The organism is Serinicoccus chungangensis (genome assembly GCF_001483745.1).
Taxonomy (GTDB): Bacteria; Actinomycetota; Actinomycetes; order Actinomycetales; family Dermatophilaceae; genus Ornithinicoccus; species Ornithinicoccus chungangensis_A.
This window is the reverse complement of record NZ_LQBL01000028.1, coordinates 176,845-194,569: the sequence shown is the minus strand read 5'-3', so window position 1 is coordinate 194,569 and position 17,725 is coordinate 176,845. Positions and strand designations below refer to the sequence as shown.

The following is a 17,725-nucleotide window of genomic DNA, read 5'->3' as shown; positions in this document are numbered from 1 at the left end:
CCAGCGCGGTGACCGACCCGATCGTCGGTTCTCGGACGCTAGCACGCCTCGTCTTGTCCGACAATAGATGCGAGGTATGACGTTCTTGTCCGGTCTGTGACCACGTCGCCGGGTGTTGAGCGCTAGGCTTCGGTCCCATGACTGCAGCGACGACATACCGGGAGGTCACGACCGGAGCGGCTCCGACGTCCCGCTCGGAGCGGGTCCACCAGGAGCTGAGCCGGCAGATCCTCGACCACCAGCTGGCGCCCGGGCAGCGCCTCATCGAGCGCGAGCTCATCGACCGGTTCGAGGTGTCCCGGGCGACCGTGCGCGAGACGCTCCGCCAGCTGGCCGCCGAGGGGCTCGTCCAGATCCAGCCGCGGCGCGGGGCCGTGGTGCGGGCCATCGACAGTGACGAGGCGAGGGACCTCTACCGGCTGCGCGCCGCGATCGAGGGGCTGCTCGTCGAGACCTTCGTCGAGCGTGCCGGGGTCGCCGAAGTCCAGCGGCTGCAGGAGGCCCTCGACGCGCTCGACGGGGCGGTCGAGGACGGGCTCGCCGCCTCCGAGGTGATGCGGGTCCGGGACGACTTCTACGAGGCGCTCTTCGCCGGTGCGGGGAGCTCCGTGCTGCGCGAGGAGCTGGGAGTAGTCCAGGCGCGGGTGCGCGTCCTGTGCGTCTCCAGTTTGTCCGAGTCCGGTCGCGGCGCCACGGCGGTCCGCGAGCTACGGGCGGTGACCCAGGCGATCATCGAGTGCGACGGTCCGCGCGCAGCCGCCCTGATGCGGGAGCACCTCGCCTTCGCCGCGGCCGCCACGCTGCGGACGCTGCCGCGGGCCGACTGAGGCCGGGGGCCTGCCCTCCTCATCACGACATTCGCCGCCCACCGCCGCACCGGATGGTGGCCATGCGATCTGCGTCCTCGCGGCCACCACCGGTCGCGGAGCGGTCAGGTGGTCAGGCGACCCAAGGGTCGACGAGCTGGACGCCGGTCAGCTCGAAGTCCTTGGTGTGGCGCGTCGCGCAGGTCGCGGCGTGCGCTCGGCAGATTGCCGCGATCTGCGCATCAGCCGTGCTGATCGGCAACCCCGCCTGTTCTCGTGCCACGAGCACGGCTGCGTAGTGATCCGCAGCGACGTCATCGAAGGCCAGGACGGCGCTGGTCCCGCGGTAGGGCCGCAGCGCATGCTCGAGCTGGCTGCCCAGCATGGTCTTGCGCCGGCCATCCGGCAGACGGCGCACGCCAGCGAGCAGCTCAGCGAGAGTGATCGACGTGATAGCGACCTCACCTGTGATCGTCTGCAACCACGTCAGGACACGCCCGTCAGGCTGCGGCCGTAGCGCCTCGGACAGGACGTTGGTGTCGAGGACGATCACCCGAGATCCGCTGCTCGGGCATGATCGGTGCGCTCGGGGACGGGGAGGTCCTCGATGCCGCCGATCTCCTGCGCTGCCCAGAACAGTGCGAGCCCGACGTTGGGTTGCTGCGTGCCTCTCTCGAGGATGTGACGGGCTTCGGCCTCCATCGACCGGCCGTGCTCCCTCGCCTGAGCTGCCAGCCGCTCCTTCACGGACTGGTCGAGCCCACGGATGACGATCGATGCCATCGTGTTCACCTCCCCGAACTGATAGCGCAGATGATAGCACTTGTGCAGCGCGTAGGGCCGGGTTCCGGGGCGACCAGCTTCACTAGCGCCGAGGTGTCGAGATACCAGGCCATCAGTAGCGCTGGTCCTCACGATCCTGGCCGAGAGCCTCCGAGACCGTGTTGCTCGACGCGCCCTGCGGTCGAGGAAGGTCCGCCAGCGCCGCCCGAGGCGCGCGGGCGAGCCCGGCGGTGAGGAGCTCGGAGGTGCGGCTCGCGCCGAGGGGCACCAGGCGGGCGACCGGCCTCCCGTGGTCAGTGATCAGCAACGCCTCCCCGGCGGCTGCCCGGGAGACCACCGCCGAGGCGTTCTGCTGGAGCTCGCGGATGCCGATCGACCGTTCAGACACGACGCCCTCGCCTTCGGTTGCTTGTGCGACAACCTAGCGCTTTCACCCCGCCGACCTTCAGGTCCGACGGTAGGTAGCGCCGATGCCCGGCGGCGGGCGAGCAGGACCGGGCTCGGCCGCACCCTGCGCGGCCGAGCCCGATCGTCATACCCCCCCGTCAGCCGTCGAGCGAGACCCGCACCGGCGAGCTGAAGAAGCCGCCCTGCAGGTCGATCGCGGTCGGCACCGCGTCCGCGGGGATGTCGTAGAGCAGGACGCCCTCGACCCGGTTGCCGGGGTTGATCTCGGTGAGGAAGAGGCTTTCCTCGTCGAGCATCCAGGAGGCGGACGAGGTCGAGTGCTGCCGGTCGGAGTCGTCGATGAGCTTCTGCTCGCTGTCGAGGAAGTACTCCGCGGCGTCACCGGTGTTCTCCACCGTCACCATGACCTTGACGAACTGGCCCTGCGCCTCCTCGCCGAGCATGTCGTCGCCGATCTGGGCGAGGCCGCCCTCGACACCGGTGACGCTCACCTCGAAGTCACCGATCTGTACGACGTCACCCTGCTGCGGGTCACCGCCCGCCTGCTCGGCAGGCGCCTCAGCCTCCTCGGCCGGCGCCTCCGCCGCGTCCTCCGTCGTCCCCTCCTCGACGGAGGTCTCGGCCGGCGCCTCCTCGGCAGCGGACTCGTCGGCCGTCGATCCCGGCGAGCCGGCCGACGAGTCCGCGCCTTCCTCGGCCGAGCTGGTGCTCGTGGCCGAAGGCTGTGCGGCGCTGTCGGCGGGGTCCTCGTCCCCGCCCCACGCGCCGATGATGATGAAGAGGCCGAGCACCACGAGGCTGCCGGTGATGATCTTGTGCCGGGCGAACCAGCTGCGCCTCGGGGGCTCGTCGTGGCCCCACGTCGTCTGGGGGCCGGGGGAACCGGGCTGGTGGTGCGGGGTGTGGTCGGGGGTGCTCATGGGAGCCTCCTTGGTGCTCGCGGGATGGACGTCGTCAGTCCACCCGCGGACGGTGGAACTCTCATCGGCCGTCCGGGCAGATCGCACTGACCGATCGGTCAGGTATGCCGCGGCGAGGCTGCCCGAGTGGCTGACGGGTCTGTCGGCGCTCGCCTCTAGCCTTCGCGACATGGAGGACAGGACGAGGGGGCGGGCACCCAGGGACCGCGGCGTGAGGTACTGGGCGCGCACGGCGGCAATGGTGTTCGCCGCCCTGATGATCACCGTGCTCTCGGTCAGCTCGGCGGAGGAGCGCAACCGGGTCTGGGCGTGGACCGGGCCGGTGGGAGGTGCCGCTGACGCGGTGCAGGGGCTGTCCACGCTGGTCGCGCTCGGCGCGCCGTTCCTGCTCCTCCTGCGCCGCAAAGACCTCGCGAACACGGCGTGGGGCCTGGGCTTCCTGCAGCTCATCTTCCCCATCGGCCCGGTCATGGCGCTCGTCCTGCCGCAGGTGCTGGTGCGGGAGAAGCGCAACGAGGCCGAGACGCTCGCTTTCCTGCACGTGCTGGGCGGGACGGTGTGGTTCGTGCGCGACGCGCTCGGGCCCACGCCGGCCTCGTCGCTGGTCCGCTTCTTCTCCTCGACCGAGACCGTCCAGACCGACCCGGTCGACTTCAACGTGTATGCCGCGAGCGTCGTCTACCTCGTCGTCATCGTGGTCCCCGTCGTCGTCGGCTTCTGGCTGCGGGCCCGGCACGAGATCGACGACACGCGGCACGAGGTCGCGGTCGAGCGGGCCACCGCCGGGGCGCTGTCCGCCGAGCTGTCCCGCCAGGGGGAGCGCGAGCTCATCGCCCGGGAGGTCCACGACGTCATCGGTCATCGGCTGTCGCTGCTCGTGCTGCACGCTGGCGGCATCGAGGTCGCGGCGGGTGACGACCCTGAGCTGCGGGAGAGCGCCCGCGCCGTCCGCGACAACGCCCAGCGCGCCATGGACGACCTGCGCTCCCTCGTCGGGGTGCTCCGCGACCCGGCGGCCGGTGCGAGCGATGCACCGCTGTCGCCGGTGTCGGTGCGATCGCTCTCCCAGCTGTCCTCGGTCATCGACGACATGGCCGACGCCGGGGTGCCGGTGGCGTCGACGGTCTTCCTCCACTCCGCGGACCAGGCGGACCCCGTCCTGGCTCACTCGGTCTACCGCATCGTCCAGGAGCTGCTCACCAACGCCCGCAAGCACGCGCCGAGCGAGCTGGTCCGGCTGCAGGTGTCGGGAGGCCCGGGCGAGGGCATCCGCATCGAGTCGTCGAACCCGACCTCCGTCCGAGTGCCCGTCCCGGCGGGTGTCGAGGGTGCGGGGTCCGGACTCCGCGGCATCGACGAGCGCGTCGAGATCCTCGGCGGCACGAGCGAGGTGAGCACCGACGGCGGGCGCTTCCGCGTCGCCGTGACCTTGCCCTGGTCGGGGGACGCGGCATGAGCACGCCGGAGGGGTGGGAAGAGCGAGAGGGGCCGGCGGGGCAGCGGCCGGTGGTGGATCGGCCGGTGCGGGTGCTTCTCGTGGACGACGACCCGATGGTCTGCTCAGGGCTGCGGATGATCCTGCAGCGCGGCAGCCAGGGGCGGATCGAGGTGGTCAGCTCGGTCGCGGACGGCGACGAGGCGGTCCCGGCGGTCGAGCGCCACCGGCCCGACGTGGTGCTCATGGACGTGCGGATGCAGCGTCTCGACGGGTTGACCGCGACGGCGCGGGTCCGGGCGCTGGCGCGACCGCCGGAGGTCATCGTGCTGACGACCTTCGACAGCGACGACGAGCCGTTCCGGGCGGCGGCTGCCGGGGCCAGCGGCTTCCTGCTCAAGACGGAGTCGCCGGACGACCTGGTCGCCCATGTGCTCGCCGTCGCCGCGGAGGAGGGAGCGGTGTCCAAGCGCACGGCGCGGCAGTTCATGCAGCACCTGCACACCGTCTCCTCGGCCCCGGAGTGCGTGGAGGCCCGCCAGGCGCTGGCCCGGCTGACGGACCGCGAGCGGGACGTGGCGACCCTCGTCTCGCAGGGCCTGTCGAACGTCGAGCTGGCCCAGCGCCTCTACGTCAGCGAGAGCACGGTGAAGACCCAGCTGTCCTCGATCCAGACCAAGCTGGGGGTGGGCAACCGCATCCAGGTCGCCGTCCTCGTCGCGCTCGCCTCGGTGTGAGGCGAGGCCCCACTCGTCGCGTTCCCTCGGGGTGAGCTGAGGCCCCCGCGTCGCGTTCCCTCGGGGTGAGTCGATGGCTCCTCGGCCGGGGGCCGGGGTGATCAGCGGGAGGCAGCTCCGGCCGCTCTCAGGTCAGCAGCGTGAGGGCGCGGCGCAGGACGTGGGGCCGCGGTGTCGCGGACGCCATCGCGGCGATCTGCTCCAGCACGCCCGCTCCCACCTCGTCGACCAGACGCTGCCGGATCGCGGCATGCCGAGCGATGTCCTCACCCATCAGGGGAGGAGCAGAGGGATCCTGCTCGGCCGCACCGAGCAGGAAGGCGGCGCCCGAGGCCTCGCCCTCCTCGAGGAGCAGCTCGGCCAGCACCCGGAGCATGGTCCAGATCTGGGCCCAGGACCCGGTGCGCTGCAGGTCACGGAGCAACGCCCCGCCCAGCGTGCGTGCCTCCCCGCGGTGACCGTCGCGCACCAGCCGGGCGAAGAGCGCCAGCCGCGCCACCTTGCTCACCTGGGCCGCGCTGATCTGGGCGGCCAAGGCCGCCGCCTCCCGGAAGCGGTCGGTCGCCGCCTGGGTGTCGGTGACTCCCATGACCTCCCCCTCGGCATACAGCGCGAACGCCCGCGAGGCGTCCGCGCCGGAGCCCGCGGCTGCGCGCGCCACGGCGAGGTGGTCTTGCGCTGCCGCCAGGTCACCGGCATACAGCGCCATCAGCGCCCGGGAGGTGTGGCTCTCACCGGCGAGTCCGGGGAGGCGGCCGAGGCGGGTGAACCACTCGGTGCAGGTGGCGGCGTCCCCGCGGTACATCGCCTCCACGCCCAGCACCAGACAGACCATGGCTTCGTCGGTCCCGCCGACGAGCTGGTGCCCGGCCAGCGCCAGTCGGCGCGCCCGGTCGAGCTCGCCCCGCTCGACCGCGACCATCGCGCCCGCCCCCACACCGTTCGCGACGACCGGTGCGTCACCGACCGCGAGGTCGCGGGGCCCCAGCCGGGAGACCGCCAGCTCGGCGACCGCCAGGTGGAGGTCGCCGAGGTCCGGCGGGGGCACCCAGTGCAGGCACCGTCCCACCGCGCCGGCGGTCCGCAGCGCGACGAGCAGGACCGGGGCGGAGCGGGCGGTCCTTGTGCTGGCCACCGTGCGGCGCAGCGCCGCCACCACGTCCGGCACCAGCTCCTCGAGCCGGCCGGCGAGGAGCGCCCCGTCCTGAGTGGCCCACACCTCGGCCACCTGCTCGCACTCGGTGGCTGCCCAGGTCGCATGCGCCCGCTGCACCGCGACCTCCTCGGTCCCGCGTCCGCGCAGCCGACGAGCGGCATACTCCCGCACCACGCCCAGCAAGCGGTGCCGCGCGCGCGGACCCTCCACCCGCGCTGAGACGAGCGAGGCCTCCACGAGTCCGGCCAGGGCCGCGCCCGGGTCCGGGGCGACCTCGAGACCGGCGTAGAGCGCCCGGACCGCCTCGACGTCGAAGTCACCGGCGAAGACGGACAGCCGCGCCAGCAGGACCTGCTGCTCGGCGTCGAGGAGCCGGCAGGACCAGTCGACCGTCCGGTCGAGCCCGAGCCCGTCGGGAGCCGGGGGTGGCGGGCCGTCCTGCGGAGTCACGCGCCCAGTGCCGGCCCGGCCGGGTGCCAGGCTGTCCCCCGGAGTGAGGTGCCCGTCATCGGCGCGGTCGGGTGTCGGCAGGAGGGCCAGGACCTCCTCCAGCCCCAGCGTCACCGTGCGCGCGGCTGCCAGCTCCAGCGCCAACGGCAGCCCGTCGAGACGGCGGCAGAGCTCGCCCACCGCCACCGCGTTGTCCGCGGTGACGCCGAACCCGGGGCTCAGCCGCCGCACCCGGTCGGTGAAGAGGCGGACCGCCGCCGAGGTGCCCAGCCCGTCGCCGTCGTCCGGGCCGGGCACCGCCAGCGGTTCGAGCGGCAGCACCACCTCAGAGCCCAGACCGAGGCGTTGGCGGCTGGTGACGAGCACGTGCGTGCCGCTGCACCGCCGCGCCACCTGGGCGAGCAGCTCGGCGACCTCCCCGAGGAGGTGCTCCGCGTCGTCGACGACCAGCACGTGCGGAGCGATCGTCAGCAGGTCGACGACCGCCTCGGCCGGGTCCGCGATCCGGCGCCCCAGCCGCAGCGCGCCGGCGAGGGTGGTCGCGACCTCGCCGGGCCCGGCGCCGGCGAGCTCGGTCACCACGACCGGCAGCGCCGACTGGCGCGCGATGAGGCGAACAGCCTCCCCGGCGAGTCTGGTCTTGCCGACACCGCCCGGGCCCGTCACCGTCGTGAGCGGACCAGCCCGCACCGCCTCCAGGACGCGGGCGAGGTCGTCCTCCCGCCCCACCAGGGGGGCCGCTCCCCGGAGCCAGTCCGGCGGCGAGGGCCTGGGCGCTGGCCCTGGTGCGGGCCCCGGTGCTCGTCCTGCCACCGCTGGGCCGTCGACCGGCTCGGCGGTGTCCGAGAGGTCGGGGTCGTCCCGTCGGCGGGGTCGCCCGGCCGGGGATGCGACGGGGGCCTCCAGCTCGTGCCCCAGCACCCGTGCCTGCAGGTCGACCAGCTCCGGGGACGGGTCGAGCGCCAGCTCGTCGGCCATGCGGCGGCGGTGCCGGTCGAGCAGGTCGAGCGCCTCGGTCTGCCGTCCCAGACGGTAGAGGGCCCGCGCCAGCACGCCGACGGCGCGCTCGCGGTAGGGCTCCTCGGCCAGCAGCTCGCCCAGGAGCGGCACCGCGGCGGCCTCCTCACCCAGGTCGAGCAGGGCCGCGGCCTGCAGCTCGGTGGCGTCGTGCCGCATACCCTCCAGTCGTGCGGCTGCGGCCACCACCGGCTCCCGGTCGGTGAGCGCACCGAAGGGCGGCCCTCGCCACAGCGCCCGGGCCTGCTCCAGGAGAACCGACGCGCTGGCAGGCTCGGCGGCCCGAGCCCGGGCGAGAAGGTCCTCCAGCTCGAGGGCGTCCACCTGCGCCGGGGGAGCCGGTAGGCGGTAGCCGTGCTCCACGGTCTGCACCGCGTCCGGTCCGAGGAGCACCCGCAGGCGGGAGACCACGGTCTGCAGCGCGCCGCGTGGGTCGGCCGGTGGCTCGTCGCCCCACGCCGCCTCGACCAGGGCGTCCGTGGAGACCGGGGTGTCCGCGTGCACGAGCAGGCAGGTCAGCACCGCCCGACGACGTCCGGCGGGGACGTGGACCGGTCGGCCGTCGACGAGCACCTCCAGCGTGCCGAGCACGCCGAACCGCAGCTGGGGCACGTCGACCAGTCTGCCTGACAGTGGGGTGACAGCGCCGTGCAAGCGCGGCGGTCCACGGTGGGACGGTCAGCACGACGAGAGAGAGGCGACATGACCACGCACACAGCACCCCACCACGCCGACCAGGCCGACCACGGCGGTCCGGCCGGCACCCCGGCCGACACCCCGGGCGCCACTGAGGCGGCCTCGTCCGAGCTCGATCTCGAGCAGGTCGGCGCCTTCGCGCAGCAGATCGCGATGATGCTCGCCGGGGGCGCGACCGCCGCGATGATGGCCGTCGGCGACCGCGTCGGACTGTATGCCGCGCTCGCCGGCTCCGGCCCGGTGACCCCGGCCGAGCTGGCAGCGTCGACCGGCACCGCAGAACGGTACGTCCGCGAGTGGCTCGCGCAGCAGGCCTCCGTCGGCATCCTGCTCCACGACCCGGACGCCGGCACCTTCACCCTCCCGGCGGAGCACGCCGCCGTCCTGGCCTCGGACGACTCGCCGGCCGCGATGATCGGGGCAGCCCCGCTCATCAGCGGTCTGCACCGACGGACCGAGCGGCTCAGCGAGGCGTTCCGCACCGGGCACGGCATCCCGTGGTCGGAGCAGGACCCGGCGATCTTCGAGGCGATCGAGCGATTCTTCCGCGTCGGCTACCGCAACAGTCTGCTCTCCGAGTGGGTGCCCGCCGTCGAGGGCCTGTCGCAGCGGCTGGAGGCCGGGGCCACGGTCGTCGATGTCGGTTGCGGTCGCGGGGCGCCGCTGGTGCTGTTGGCCCAGGCGTTCCCCGCCTCGCGCTTCGTCGGCTACGACGCGCACGAGCCCTCCGTCGAGGTCGCCCGACGCCGTGCGCAGGAGCACGGGGTGAGCGACCGGGTGCGCTTCGAGGTCGACGACGCGCAGAGCTACCCGGACCGGGAGGTGGACCTCATCACCTACTTCGACACCTTGCACGACCTGGGCGATCCGGTCGGGGCAGCGGCGCACGCCCGTCGGGCACTCGCTGCCGACGGTCGGCTGCTGCTCGTCGAGCCGCTCGCCGCGGACGACCTGTCGACGACCCTGGCGACGGTGCCGATGGCACCGGTCAGCTTCGCCGCCTCCACGTTCCTGTGCACCGCCAACTCGCTGTCCCAGCCGGTCGGTCTCGCGCTCGGGTCGCAGGCGGGCGAGAGGAAGCTGACCCAGGTGCTCACCGAGGCCGGCTTCGGCACGGTGCGCCGGGCCGCGGAGAACGACTTCAACATGGTGCTGGAGGCCCGCGCCTGACGACGTGGTACCTCTTCCCGGCGGCGGGCCCTTGCGGCTAGGCTCACGACCACCGTGACCGCGCTCGACGAGGAGTCCGCCATGCCGATCGACAACCCCTTCTACACACCCGAGGTGCAGGGCGCCTACGAGCTCCACAGCCTCGGGAGGTTCGAGCTCGAGGAGGGTGGCGTCATACCGGACCTCCAGCTCGCGGTTGCCACCTACGGGGAGCTGAACGAGGCGAAGGACAACGCGATCCTCATCCCCACCTGGTTCTCCGGCACTCACCAGACCTGGGACCTGACCTACATCGGGGAGGGGCGGGCGTTGGACCCGTCGCGCTACTTCATCGTCGTCGTCAACCAGATCGGCAACGGGCTGTCGACCTCCCCGCACACCGCCGAGGGCGAGATCGCGATGGCGGGCTTCCCGCACGTGCGCATCGGTGACGACGTCCGCGCGCAGGAGCAGCTGCTGCGCGAGACGTTCGGCATCGAGCGGCTCGCGCTCGTCGTCGGCGGCTCGATGGGGGCCCAGCAGACGTGGGAGTGGGCGGTCCGCTTCCCGGACAAGGTGCAGCGCGCCGCGATGATCGCGGGCACCGCGCAGAACACCCCGCACGACTTCCTCTTCACCCAGACGCTCATGGACGCCATCACCTCGGACCCGGGGTGGAACGGCGGCGACTACGCCTCCCCGGCCGACGTGGGCGAGGGGTTGCGCCGGCACGCCGACATCTGGGCGGTGGTCGGTCTGTCCACCGAGTTCTGGCGCTCGGAGTTCTGGCGCGGGATCGAGCTGCCGGACGTCACCTGGGACACCTTCGAGGAGTTCCGCGACCGGTTCCTGCGGCCGACGTTCGCCGCGATGGACCCGAACGCCTTGTTGAGTATGGCGTGGAAGTGGCAGCGCGGGGACGTCGCGCGGCATACCGGCGGGGACCTGGCGGCGGCGCTCGGGCGGATCACCGCCACGACCTTCGTGCTGCCCATCGACGAGGACATGTTCTTCCCGCCGCGCGACTGCGCCCGGGAGCAGGAGCTGGTCCCCGGCAGCGAGCTGCGCGTCCTGCACTCGGTGGCCGGGCACTTCGGGCTCTTCGGGTTCGAGGAGTCCTACCTCGCCGAGCTCGACGGCCACCTCTCGGAGCTGCTCGGCACCGAGGTCTGACACGCTCGGTGATCTACTCCTCTTCCTCCTCGGACCAGACACAGGAGCCACCCTCGCCGGGGTAGCGGCCGCCGCAGTCCTCCGCGATCGCCTCCGCCTCGCTGCCCGACGGTGACTGCCAGTAGAGGTCGTCGCAGGCCTGCATGTCGCCCGCCCCGCACGACCCGACCAGCGTCGCGATCTCACCGGCCTCGGCCTCGCGGTCGACGCAGGAGCCCCAGTAGTCCGCGAAGTGTCCGCCGCAGTCCGCGGCCGTGGCCTCGGCCTCGCTGCCCGACGCGGACTGCCAGTAGAGGTCGTCGCAGGCCTGCATGTCGCCCGCCTCGCAGACGGAGAGCAGGGCCGCGACGGCGGCCTCCTCCTCCGCCTGGGCCTGCTCCTCGGCGGCCTGTTCTGCCGCCTCGTCGGCGGCCCGGTCGGCCTCGTCCTGGACCCGCTCCGCCTCCCACGCAGCCTCCTGGGCAGCCCACTCGGCGTCCGAGACGCAGCTCCCGTGCGAGGCCTCGCTGGTGCCCCCGCACGTGGCGGCGAACGCCTCATACCCCGAGCCGATCGGCGAGTCCCACCACAGCGAGTCGCACGCCTCCAGGTCCCCGGCGGCGCACGAGTCCCACAGGGCGTCCAGCGTGGCGTCGTCCCCGTAGGCGTCCGGGCCGCTCGCGGACCAGTCCTCGAAGTCGTCACCCCACTCGTCCGGGAGCTCGGCGACCTCCTCGTCGCAGGACTCCTCCACGGTCTGCGGGTCGTCGATGAAGTCCTGCACCGTGGACCGCAGCGCGTCCGTGGTGAAGAGTAGCGGCACCATCTGCAGCTGGTTGGCCTCGCGCACCATGACGGTGGCGACCCCCGCGACCTCGCCGTCGGCGGTCAGCGCCGGACCGCCGGAGTTGCCGTGGTCCAGGGCACCGTCGCCCCGGATGGCCTCGCGGGTGGACCCGTCCATCTGGAAGCTGAGGATGGTGGACGGGGTGACCGAGAAGTCGCCGGCGGGAGCGGGGTAGCCCAGGGAGACGATCTCCTCGCCCTCCCGCAGGTCGTCGGTGTCGGCCCAGTCGAGGGCAGCCCCGCGGATGGGCTCGTCGACCTCGATGACGGCGATGTCGGGCTCGGTCCGGCCGCCGATGACGGTGCCGGTCATCGTGGTCCTGCCGTCCCGGCTCACCAGCTCGGGCGTCGGGTCGATGCTGACGACGTGCCAGTTCGTGACCAGGTGGTGCTCGTCGAGGACCCAGGCCGAGCCGGAGCCGCTCATGTTGCACCCCTCGACCTCGACCTTGAACACCCCCGAGGCGTAGCGGTCAGCGAGCTCGTCGGTGCTGAGGGAGTCGGAGGCCGGTTCCGCCGTGGCGACCACAGGGTCGGGCGTGGCGGCGGCGACCGGCTCGGTCTCGGGTGGGGCCGCGGTGCTGTCGCCGCGCAGCGTCATGCCGAGATAGACCCCGCCCAGCCCGATGACGACGGCGAGAACCGCCCCCAGGGTGACGAGGAGGAGAGGATTTACGCGAGCCCGTGCTGCAGGGGTCGCGGACAAGGGTGGTTGAACGTTCACGGGTCCCTGCTCACGGATACAGACGAAACCTCCTCACATTCCCCAGGAGGCGAGGAGAAGCATAGGACGGAATGCGTGATCGCGGAAGAGTCACAGACTCACGACTCGAATGTCGAGAAGGCGGTGGCTGTGAAAAGGAGCCGGGGGGGCGGAGGATGCGACATCCGTCGACACGACGCCCGACGAGGGAGGGTGTGTCGGAGGTGGTTCGTACACTTGTTCGTATGAGGGGTAGCTGGGGCAGTGAGGCCACCGGCGGCCGTGACGGCGGCGCCGGGGGTGGTGCGGTCGCGGTCGTGGCGCAGTTGGCTGAGGCGGTCGAGCGGTCCGCGGCGGCGCTCGCCTCGCCGGCGTTGTTGCAGGAGCGTGAGCTGGGTGAGGTGCTGGGGGTCCTGGACGGGGTGGCGGCGCGGACGCAGGCGTTGGTGGTGGCGGTGGTGCGGGAGGGTCTGGGGCGGGGGTTGCACCAGGAGGCCGGGTTCTCCGACGTGGACTGGGTCCGGGGCGTATGCCCGGGGCTGGCGTCGCGGACCGCNNGCGGGCCGGGAGGAGTTCGACGAGAAGGACCTGGGCAGGATCACCTCCAAGCTCGTCGCGACCTGCCTGTCCGAGAAGGAGCAGGTGTCACGCGCCGTGGTGAAGCATGAGTTGCGGGACGTGCACGAGTCGTCGTTGGCGGACGGGTCGCTGCGCCGGTTCGTGGTGACCGTGGGCAGCGACGCCGACTACGAAGCGATCCGGGCCGTGCTGATGTCACCCCTGGCTGCGCCGGTGCGGCGGGAGGACGGCGCGCAGGGTGGCGACGCCGGGCGAGGTGGCGTCCCGGGGCGCGGCATCGGGAGCGGCGCCATGCAGGCCGACGCTGTTCAGGGAGGCGACATCGGCGATGGTGGCCTTTCGGTGGCCGAGTTGGACCTGCGGACGGCGGGTCAGCGGCGCTACGACGCGTTCATGACGGTGTTCCGCCGCGGTGTCGCCGGTGCCCAGGGGCAGCCGACGACACCCAAGGCGCAGGTCATGGTGACGATCGGGCTGCAGGAGCTGCGTGGTGCCCTGGGCGGTGATGGACGCACGGTGCACGACGGGGCGATCCCGGCCCACCAGGTGCGGCAGCTGGCGTGCGAGGCCGACATCATCCCCGCCGTGCTCGGCGAGACCGGGCAGATCCTGGACCTCGGCCGCGCCAAACGGTTGGTCACCCCGGGCCAGCGGCGGGCGTTGGCCCACCGGGACGGCGGGTGCACCTTCCCCGGGTGCCACGTGCCCGCGACCTGGTGCGACGCCCACCACGTCGTCCACTGGGCCCAAGGTGGCCGATCAGACCTGGGCAACTACGCCCTCCTCTGCCCCCGGCACCACACCTGGGTCCACCAGCACGACACCACCGCCGACGTAGACGCGACCGGAGTCCGCTGGAGACTGCGATGACCCCGCCCCACACCCGGCCCCACGCGGGCCGGGCCACCGGCCTGCGTGCTGCTCGTCCGCGTGAGGCCGGTCCACCCGCCTGCGCACCTCTCACCAGCGGACAGGGCCGCGGCCACCGCCAGACCCACATCGCTGGTCACCGGTCGCCACGACCATCGGCTCGCCAGCGCGTAGATTGAGGAGCATGACCCATGACTCCGACCAGGGCCGCACCGTCTCCGAGGGTGGCTCCGGCTCCCTCAACGAGGAGACCATCCGCGGGGGCGCCGATGCCGTTCCCGAGACCCCGGACACCAACGACACCGGCCCGGACGACGCCACGGCCGAGGACAAGCACCGTGACGAGCCGAAGGGCGATGCCACTGCCAGTCACGGTCGCCAGAGCACCGTCGAGGACTCCGGCCGCTGACCCGGGCCTGACAGCCACGACGACCCACTCATCGACACCCGCACCCGAGGGCCAGGATCTGACATGAGCCGCATCTTCACCGTCAGCGTCGCCTCGGTGTACCCGCACTACGTCACCAAGGCCGAGCGCAAGGGGCGTACCGAGGCCGAGGTGCGTGAGGTGTTCGAGTGGTTGACCGGGTTCGACGACGCCGAGCTGAGCCGACACCTTGCCGAGGGGACGACCTTCGAGGACTTCTTCGCGGCCGCGGACCTCAACCCGCGCGTCGACCAGATCACCGGATCGGTATGCGGCGTCAAGGTCCAGGAGGTCGAGGACCCGCTGATGCGGCAGATCCGCTACCTCGACAAGCTCGTCGACGAGCTGGCCAAGGGCCGGCCGATGGAGAAGGTGCTGCGCTCCTGACGGCGCTGCGATCCGACGGCGCTGCGCTCCTGAGGGTTCTGCGTCGCCGAGGGCGCTGGGCTCCTGAGGGTCGTGCGTTCCTGAGGGCGCTGCGCTCCTGACCTGGACGTCCGCACCCCATGCGGCCGGTCCCGCGCACACGTCCCTACGACGGTCCGGTCCTGGCCAGCCGCCCCACCGTCCTGGCCTGGACCTGCCAGGGCGACGAGGCGGCATACCTGTGGCACTCAGGCGACCGTGAGGGTGACCTCGATGTTGCCGCGCGTCGCGTTGGAGTAGGGGCACACCTGGTGGGCCTGCTCCACCAGCTTCTCGGCCTCGGCGCGCTCGACCTGGGGGAGCGTCACCTCGAGGCCGACGGCCAGGCCGAAGCCTCCCTCGCCGTTCGGGCCGATGGACACGTCCGCCACGACCTCGGAGTCCGTGACGTCGGCGCCGGAGCGCTTGGCGACGCTGCGCAGGGCGGAGTGGAAGCACGCGGCGTAGCCGGCGGCGAAGAGCTGCTCGGGGTTGGTGGCGCCGCCCTGGCCGCCCATCTCCTTCGGGGCGCGCACGTCGGCGGCGAGGATCCCGTCGCTGGACTCGACGCGGCCGTTGCGGCCGTCCCCGGTGGCAAGAGCGGTAGCGGTGTAGAGAGTATCCATGCCCACAACTGTATTGCGCGCAATCGAATCGTGCAAACGCTACGATGACGGCATGCACGACGGCCACCCCACGAGCCGGCGGGCGGAGGACCACCCGCAGCTCGCGCTCGACGAGCAGATCTGCCTACCGCTCTACGCCGCCTCCCGCGCGGTCACCCGGCGCTACGCCGAGCTGCTCGACGAGGTCGGGCTGACCTACCCGCAGTACCTCACCCTCCTCGCGCTCTGGGACTCCGCCGAGCCGCTGAGCGTGCGCGACCTGGGTGCTCGCCTGCACCTGGACTCCGGCACCCTCACGCCGCTGCTCAAGCGGATGGAGGCCGTCGGTCTGGTCACGCGGGTGCGTGACGCTCGCGACGAGCGGCGCGTGCTGGTCTCGGTGACCGACGACGGGTGGCAGCTGCGCGAGCGCGTGGCCGACGTGCCGCAGCGGCTGGCCGGCGGCATGGGCATGACCGAGGAGCAGGGGCGCGCCCTGCGTTCCCTGCTCGACACCGTCATCGACGCCCTGGAGGACGACCGGACCCGGACCCGCTGACCGTCCGCCAGATCGGCTCGTCCGATGTATCTCAGCGGCCGTCGACGGCTCCTACCGGTATGCCCCCTCCCGCACCCGGCGGCGCCCTCGCCCCCGTCGAGGCGCTCCCCACGTCCGTGACCGGCTTCGTCGGTGTCGCGGACGAGGGCCCGCTCGACTCCCCGGTCACCGTGAGCAGCGCAGCGGAGTACCACGCCGTCTTCGGTCCCGGTCTCGATGCGGGTCGTCCCCTCGGTCACGCCGTCGACCTCTTCTTCGCGAACGGTGGCGCCCAGGCCGTCGTCGTCCGGGCGCCCGGCCCTGCCCCGGAGCAGCTCGTGCCTCCGGACGGCCCTGGGGGCCTGCACGCGCTGGACGACTCCGGGATCACCGTGCTGGTCGTGCCGGGTCTCACCGCCGACCACCCCGAGCAGGTGCGGGTCGCGCTCGGGTGGTGTGCGGCATACCGGGCGGTGCTGCTGCTCGACCTCCCGCCGGGGCCCTGGACCTCCGGGGTGCGCGCGAGCCTGGACGAGGTGGGCGAGCACCGGGAGCGCGCCGCGGCCTACCACCCCTGGGTGGTCGTCGACGGGCTGGCCGTGCCGCCGAGCGGGGCGGTGGCCGGGGTGATCGCCCGCACCGACGCGCAGCGCGGGGTGTGGAAGGCCCCGGCCGGTGTCGAGCTGCGGGGGATCGAGGGGTTCACCGAGGCGCTCGACCGCGCCCGGACCGAGGAGCTGACCGGCGCCGGGGTGAACGCGCTGCGCGAGCTCCCCGGGCGGGGGCGGCTGGTGTGGGGTGCTCGGACGCTCGCCGGGGCGCAGACCGGTGACCCGGCGACCCGCTACCTGTCGGTCCGGCGGCTCACCGACCACGTCCTGGCGTCGCTCACCGCGGGGCTGGACGTCGTAGCGGACCGGCCGGGTGACGCGGCGCTGTGGGCGGACGTCCGGCGGCTGTCGGAGGACTTCCTGCACGCCCTCTGGCGGCAGGGCGCGTTCGCCGGGTCGAGGGTCGACGAGGCCTGCGGGGTGCGCTGCGGGCCGGGCCAGAGCATGACCGAGGCCGACGTCCGCGCAGGTCGTGTGGTGGTGTCGTTCTGGATGGCACCGGTGCGTCCTGCCGAGTTCGACGTGCACACGCTGACCCTCCAGGCGGTGCCGCCGGCCGGTCGGGGTCGGGCGAGCAGCGGTCCGGTGGATCCGGTTCGCGTCGGTCTCGACCGGGTGGACCTGGGCCGGGTGGTCTCGCGCTACCTCGAGGAGACCGAGAAGAACGTCGGTCGGATCCTCGACCATGCGCAGAGGTCCGATCCGGTGCTGGTCGTCGACGAGGTGGACGCGCTCTTCGACCGGCGGACCGAGGGGCGTGCGTCGACGGGCGACTCGGGCGCGGGGGGCACGTCCGAGGAACCGGGGCCTAGGTGACGATCTGGGCCGGGTCGTCGAAGACCGGGTGCTTGCTCCCGACGCCGCGGGCCACGGCCAGGTGACCGCCGAGGTATGCCGCAGCGCCCGACGCCCCGGCCCCGCCGATCGCGAGCACCGCACCGAGGCGGTGGTTGCCGCTGCGGCGGGCGATCCAGGACGCGGCGTAGGCGGTGGCGGCGAGCGCGTTGCCCGCGGCGTGCACGAGACCGACCCGCTTGTCGCGGGTGCCGGTCTCGGACCACTCCGCCCAGCCCGACCACGCGGTCGGGGCGGCTGTGAGGAGCCCGAGGCCGACCAGCCGCTGCGCCGCCGGCGCCGACGCGGGACCGCCGACGAGGTCGAGCACCGTCGCCGAGGTCCACGACCCCATGGTGATGTCGGTGAGCAGCGGGTGCAGCGCGTGGCCGAGCCATTCGCCGCGCAGGGCCCAGCCGGTCGTGCCGGACCCGAAGACCGAGGTGATGGTGGGCTCGATGGCCTGCACCGGGCCGTCCAGCGCCTCGGTCTGCTCGAGGCGCTCGGTCCATCGCACGATCGCGGGCACGGGCTGGGACTGAATCTGCTCCATGACGCCATCGTCCGCCTGCTCGCGGCCGACCGCACCTCGAGACGG

18 protein-coding genes are annotated in these 17,725 nt (G+C 72.9%); 10 read left to right on the top strand and 8 right to left on the bottom strand.

Annotation, left to right across the window (positions count from 1 at the left end):
* Nucleotides 1-137: 137 nt before the first annotated feature.
* Nucleotides 138-827: a GntR family transcriptional regulator gene (locus tag AVL62_RS09520; RefSeq protein ID WP_058891402.1), complete on the top strand. Its 690-nt coding sequence runs from the start codon at nucleotides 138-140 to the stop codon at nucleotides 825-827.
* A gap of 112 nt (nucleotides 828-939) precedes the next feature.
* On the opposite strand, the gene AVL62_RS09515 is transcribed toward AVL62_RS09520, so the two are convergent.
* The 4 genes from AVL62_RS09515 to AVL62_RS09500 form a co-directional block, all read right to left on the bottom strand.
* Nucleotides 940-1,359, bottom strand: a complete 420-nt coding sequence (locus AVL62_RS09515) for a type II toxin-antitoxin system VapC family toxin (protein ID WP_058891401.1) — start codon at nucleotides 1,357-1,359, stop codon at nucleotides 940-942.
* Nucleotides 1,356-1,589 (bottom strand): FitA-like ribbon-helix-helix domain-containing protein, encoded by a 234-nt coding sequence (locus tag AVL62_RS09510; protein ID WP_058891400.1) that lies wholly within the window; start codon nucleotides 1,587-1,589, stop codon nucleotides 1,356-1,358. The genes AVL62_RS09515 and AVL62_RS09510 overlap by 4 nt, the downstream gene beginning before the upstream one ends.
* A 112-nt stretch (nucleotides 1,590-1,701) precedes the next feature.
* On the bottom strand, nucleotides 1,702-1,977 hold the full coding sequence (locus AVL62_RS09505) for a type II toxin-antitoxin system Phd/YefM family antitoxin (RefSeq protein WP_058891399.1): 276 nt from the start codon (nucleotides 1,975-1,977) through the stop codon (nucleotides 1,702-1,704).
* A 157-nt stretch (nucleotides 1,978-2,134) separates the two neighbouring features.
* Nucleotides 2,135-2,917, bottom strand: a complete 783-nt coding sequence (locus tag AVL62_RS09500; RefSeq protein ID WP_058891398.1) for a DUF4352 domain-containing protein — start codon at nucleotides 2,915-2,917, stop codon at nucleotides 2,135-2,137.
* A gap of 211 nt (nucleotides 2,918-3,128) precedes the next feature.
* Between AVL62_RS09500 and AVL62_RS09495 the strand changes: the two genes are divergently transcribed.
* Nucleotides 3,129-4,373: a sensor histidine kinase gene (locus tag AVL62_RS09495; protein WP_139720920.1), complete on the top strand. Its 1,245-nt coding sequence runs from the start codon at nucleotides 3,129-3,131 to the stop codon at nucleotides 4,371-4,373.
* On the top strand, nucleotides 4,370-5,089 hold the full coding sequence (locus tag AVL62_RS09490; protein WP_201023240.1) for a response regulator transcription factor: 720 nt from the start codon (nucleotides 4,370-4,372) through the stop codon (nucleotides 5,087-5,089). Before AVL62_RS09495 ends, AVL62_RS09490 begins: the two co-directional genes overlap by 4 nt.
* Nucleotides 5,090-5,216: 127 nt before the next feature.
* On the opposite strand, the gene AVL62_RS09485 is transcribed toward AVL62_RS09490, so the two are convergent.
* A complete protein-coding gene (locus AVL62_RS09485) occupies nucleotides 5,217-8,324 on the bottom strand; it encodes an AfsR/SARP family transcriptional regulator (RefSeq protein WP_058891396.1) in 3,108 nt (1,035 codons plus the stop codon).
* Between the two features lie 90 nt (nucleotides 8,325-8,414).
* On the opposite strand from AVL62_RS09485, the gene AVL62_RS09480 reads away from it, so the two are divergent.
* The gene (locus AVL62_RS09480; RefSeq protein WP_083518843.1) at nucleotides 8,415-9,578 is read left to right on the top strand and encodes an SAM-dependent methyltransferase; all 1,164 of its coding nucleotides are present in this window, start codon (nucleotides 8,415-8,417) and stop codon (nucleotides 9,576-9,578) included.
* Between the two features lie 54 nt (nucleotides 9,579-9,632).
* Nucleotides 9,633-10,730: an alpha/beta fold hydrolase gene (locus AVL62_RS09475; RefSeq protein WP_327281956.1), complete on the top strand. Its 1,098-nt coding sequence runs from the start codon at nucleotides 9,633-9,635 to the stop codon at nucleotides 10,728-10,730.
* Between the two features lie 13 nt (nucleotides 10,731-10,743).
* Here AVL62_RS09475 and AVL62_RS09470 read toward each other — a convergent pair whose 3' ends face one another.
* Nucleotides 10,744-12,279, bottom strand: a complete 1,536-nt coding sequence (locus AVL62_RS09470; protein ID WP_153011739.1) for a trypsin-like peptidase domain-containing protein — start codon at nucleotides 12,277-12,279, stop codon at nucleotides 10,744-10,746.
* Nucleotides 12,280-12,912: 633 nt separating this feature from the next.
* Here AVL62_RS09470 and AVL62_RS09460 point away from each other — a divergent pair.
* The 3 genes from AVL62_RS09460 (at nucleotide 12,913) to AVL62_RS09450 (ending at nucleotide 14,521) form a co-directional block, all read left to right on the top strand.
* Nucleotides 12,913-13,707 (top strand): HNH endonuclease signature motif containing protein, encoded by a 795-nt coding sequence (locus AVL62_RS09460; protein WP_058891393.1) that lies wholly within the window; start codon nucleotides 12,913-12,915, stop codon nucleotides 13,705-13,707.
* Between the two features lie 184 nt (nucleotides 13,708-13,891).
* Nucleotides 13,892-14,116, top strand: a complete 225-nt coding sequence (locus AVL62_RS09455; RefSeq protein WP_058891392.1) for a hypothetical protein — start codon at nucleotides 13,892-13,894, stop codon at nucleotides 14,114-14,116.
* Nucleotides 14,117-14,179: 63 nt separating this feature from the next.
* Nucleotides 14,180-14,521 (top strand): DUF2200 domain-containing protein, encoded by a 342-nt coding sequence (locus AVL62_RS09450; protein ID WP_058891391.1) that lies wholly within the window; start codon nucleotides 14,180-14,182, stop codon nucleotides 14,519-14,521.
* Nucleotides 14,522-14,748: 227 nt separating this feature from the next.
* On the opposite strand, the gene AVL62_RS09445 is transcribed toward AVL62_RS09450, so the two are convergent.
* Complete coding sequence (locus AVL62_RS09445; RefSeq protein ID WP_058891390.1) at nucleotides 14,749-15,165, bottom strand: organic hydroperoxide resistance protein; 417 nt, start codon at nucleotides 15,163-15,165, stop codon at nucleotides 14,749-14,751.
* Nucleotides 15,166-15,217: 52 nt separating this feature from the next.
* On the opposite strand from AVL62_RS09445, the gene AVL62_RS09440 reads away from it, so the two are divergent.
* Both AVL62_RS09440 and AVL62_RS09435 read left to right on the top strand, forming a co-directional pair.
* A complete protein-coding gene (locus tag AVL62_RS09440; RefSeq protein WP_058891389.1) occupies nucleotides 15,218-15,703 on the top strand; it encodes a MarR family winged helix-turn-helix transcriptional regulator in 486 nt (161 codons plus the stop codon).
* Between the two features lie 59 nt (nucleotides 15,704-15,762).
* A complete protein-coding gene (locus AVL62_RS09435) occupies nucleotides 15,763-17,109 on the top strand; it encodes a phage tail sheath family protein (protein ID WP_058891388.1) in 1,347 nt (448 codons plus the stop codon).
* Here AVL62_RS09435 and AVL62_RS09430 read toward each other — a convergent pair.
* Nucleotides 17,102-17,680 carry a DUF2231 domain-containing protein gene (locus AVL62_RS09430; protein WP_058891387.1) on the bottom strand — a complete coding sequence of 193 codons (579 nt, stop codon included), beginning with the start codon at nucleotides 17,678-17,680 and terminating at the stop codon, nucleotides 17,102-17,104. The two genes, AVL62_RS09435 and AVL62_RS09430, sit on opposite strands and share 8 nt — an antisense overlap.
* Nucleotides 17,681-17,725: the final 45 nt, after the last annotated feature.